The 3,159-nt window shown below is 75.2% G+C and carries 3 protein-coding genes; 2 read left to right on the top strand and 1 reads right to left on the bottom strand.

Going from position 1 to position 3,159, the window contains the following annotated elements:
* Positions 1 to 138: 138 nt before the first annotated feature.
* Positions 139 to 1,089 (bottom strand): STM4015 family protein, encoded by a 951-nt coding sequence (locus AAHZ94_RS31465; protein WP_349997121.1) that lies wholly within the window; start codon positions 1,087 to 1,089, stop codon positions 139 to 141.
* A 182-nt stretch (positions 1,090 to 1,271) separates the two neighbouring features.
* Between AAHZ94_RS31465 and AAHZ94_RS31470 the strand changes: the two genes are divergently transcribed.
* Both AAHZ94_RS31470 and AAHZ94_RS31475 read left to right on the top strand, forming a co-directional pair.
* Positions 1,272 to 1,598, top strand: coding sequence for a DUF8820 family protein (locus AAHZ94_RS31470; RefSeq protein ID WP_349997122.1), 327 nt, complete (start codon positions 1,272 to 1,274; stop codon positions 1,596 to 1,598).
* A 339-nt stretch (positions 1,599 to 1,937) separates the two neighbouring features.
* On the top strand, positions 1,938 to 3,159 hold a 1,222-nt coding region (locus tag AAHZ94_RS31475; protein WP_349997123.1), incomplete at its 3' end, for a DUF6745 domain-containing protein.

Consider the following 3,159-nt stretch of genomic DNA (forward strand, 5'->3'; position numbering starts at 1 on the left):
GGGGGGGGGGGCTGCGCCCCCCCGGCCCGGGGCGCCGCCGCACACCGGGCGGTCTGCGGCGCCTGGCCCCGCGGACGCGGCCGGGTCACCGGTCATGGCGCGACCGGTTGCAGCCCGCGGGGCGTGGTGGTGCGCACGTCACTCGGAGACCGCCGTGTACCGGTGGATCTCGTCGCCGTCCTCCCAGGAGTCGCCGGTCTCCGAGAGGTCCACCTCGACGCCGGCCGCCTCCCAGGTGGTCCGCAGCCGGTCGGCGACCTCCTCGCTGATGAAGTTGTGGCGGAGATCGATCCACTTGAGGTGGGTGAGCGGCTGGCCGGCGAGCAGGGCCAGGGCGCCCTCGTCGGAGAGCACGCCGAGCGAGAGGTCGAGCGAGGTGAGTTGGGCGACGAGGGGCGCCGATGCGACGGCCGCGGCGATCTCGTCCTGGATCTCGCTGTTGCGCAGGCCCAGGTGGCGCAGGTGCGGGAAGCGGCCTCCGGCGAGCAGCGGCGCCAGGTCGGCGACCGTGGCGTCACCGCCGTAACCCTCCACGCCGAGCCACAGCTCCAGGTACTCCAGTGCGGGCAGCTCGCTGGCGACCACGCCGCGCACCACCTCGCCGGGCAGCCCGCCCGCCTCGAAGCTGAGCGTCCGCAGCGACTCGTGGCGCACGGCGGGGAACTTGAGTTCGGTGCCGCCGCGCACGCCCAACTCGCGGAGCTGCGGGAAGGCGTGCAGCACGGGCGTGATGTCGGCTTGCTGGATCCAGGAGATCTCCGCCTCCTCGGCCTCCAGGTCGCCGATGAACAGCGCTTCCAGCGACGACAGCCGGTCCTTCGCCGCGACCAGCAACTCCACCACGGTGCTGGAGTCGTCCTCGTACGCCTCGCCCCACTGCCCGATGATCAACGCCCGCACCTTGGCGGTGTCCACCTTGGTCAGGAACCGCTCGAAGGCGTCCGCGAACTCCTCCGAATCGTCCTCGTAGGGCGACACCCGGACCGCCCACGCGACACTCCCCGCGTCAGGCAGCTCCGTCGACTCGTTCTCGGCCGGGAACTCGAAGGCCGGCAGGCCGTGCAGTTCTTGCAGGTGCTCTACGGACATGGGGTGGATCTCCTGAGGTCGGACGGCTCGCACTGGCTGCGAGGAGCGTTGCGAAGAGTTCTACCAAGCGGCACTGACAGCCGCGGCGGCGGGCGGCGACGCCGGCTCGATTGTCAGACCCTGCCCCTAGCGTCATGGGTGTCGCCGGAAACACCCGGCCCCGACACCGAGGGAGTGTGCGCATGTACCGACAGGGAGACGTGCTGATCGTGCCGGTTGCCGAGGAGGACCTGCCGGCTGGCGTGCGGGCGCTGCCCGAACAGCCGCGGGACGGCCGGGGGCGGCTGGTCCTGGCGCTCGGCGAGGTCACCGGGCATGCGCACGCGGTCGTCGGCCCCGGCACCCTGGTGCGCGAGCCCGGCCTCGCCGGTGTGGGGTACCTGCACCTCCCGGAGGGCGGCCGGGTGGTGCACGAGGAGCACGCCGCGATACCGCTGCCCAAGGGCTGGCACCGGGTGGTCCGCCAGCGGGAGTACGTGCCGGGCGCGGTCCGCGTCGTGGCCGACTGACCCACCGGCCGCCCGCACCGGATGGCTGGCGCCGGCACCGGTCGTACGACGACGCAGGTATGGACCCGCGCGTACGAATCCGCGTGCACGGACCCGCGCGTATGGACCCGCGTGCACGGACCCGCGCGTATGGACCCGTGCGTGCGGGATCGACCGGAGCACGCCGGCACAACCCGCCGGGCCCGCATTCCCGCGCCCGCCCGGCAGATCGATACAGATCGATACAGGTCGACGCAGGACAACGCAGGACAACGCAGGACAACGCAGGACAACGCAGGACAACGCAGGACAACACAGCGGACCGCCGCGAAGAGAACGAAGCACGAGGGGGAACCGACGATGACGGAGACGACGGTGGAGCAGCAGGGGAGTGCGCCGGTGGAGTCCGGGCCGTGGACGGACTGGCGGGCGGTCGCGGCGGCCACCGGCCGGGCCGACCGTACGGCGGCCGAGGCCGGCGTGCGGCGGGCCTACGAGCAGGCCGGATTGGCTGCCCCGGAGCGGGTGGTGTGGGCGCCGTCGCCGCTGCTCGGCACGGCCGTGGCACTGCTGCTTGCGGGGCAGCGCGAGGGGCTGCCCCAGGACGTCGCGGCCCGCGCTGACCTGGTGTTGCGCGCGGCCCAGGTCGATCCGGGACGGCACCCAGCAGGCGCCTGCGTCCGCGAGGCGGTGCGCAGCGCCCCCTGGGTGGCGGCGCGCCGCCGGGTGCACGACGAACTCGGCCCGGAGGGTTGGGCCACCCGCTGGTCGCTGACCTCCGCGCCGCTGTGGGAGCTGACGCGCGCCCTGACCGACCGCGTCCGTACGGGCATCACGGCCGCGCTGACCACCCCGACACAGGGCCGCGACGCGGGCGTGGTGGCCGGTGCGGGGCCCGTGGTGGACGGCGGCGCGTCCGCGGAAGCCGCACAGGCCACGGAGGCCGTGGGGGAGCGGACGGCGGGCGCCGCCGGTGCGGGGAGTGGACCGGGAGCAGCCGCCGCCGAGCAGCCGGCACCAACGGCGGGCCCGTCCGCTGAGGCGACCGGTGGTGAGCAGGCCGGTGGCGCGCTCGCCGCGCGGGAGACGGCGGTGCGGCTGGCGCTGGCCGACGCCGTCACGGGTCAGCACGACGCCGCCTGGTTGGCGGCCTTCGACGGCGCCGACGAGTTGGCCGGGGTGGGCGCGGCGGCCCGCGCCGCAGGCTGGTGGTGGCCGTACGAGAACGTCGTGGTCATCGCGGAGCGGCCGACCGCGCTGCACCGGGACGAGGCGGGCCGCCTCGACAGCGGCGAAGGACCGGCGTTGGCCTTCGCCGACGGCTTCGCGCTGTACGCCTGGCGCGGCATGCCGGTGCCGGCCGACTTCCTCCAGCAGTTGGGCAGCCTCACCCCGGCCCGCATCCGGGCCGAGGAGAACGCGGAGCTGCGCCGCGTCATGCTGGAGTACTACGGCTACGACCGGTACCTGGAGGAGTCCGGCGCGGGGGGGGGGGGGGGGGGGGGGGCGGGGGGGGGGGGGGGGGGGGGGGGGGCGGGGGGGGGGGGGGGGGGGGGGGGGGGGGGGGGGGGGGGGGGGGGGG

This window comes from Streptomyces sp. HSW2009 (assembly GCF_040240285.1).
In the GTDB taxonomy this organism is placed as follows: domain Bacteria; phylum Actinomycetota; class Actinomycetes; order Streptomycetales; family Streptomycetaceae; genus Streptomyces.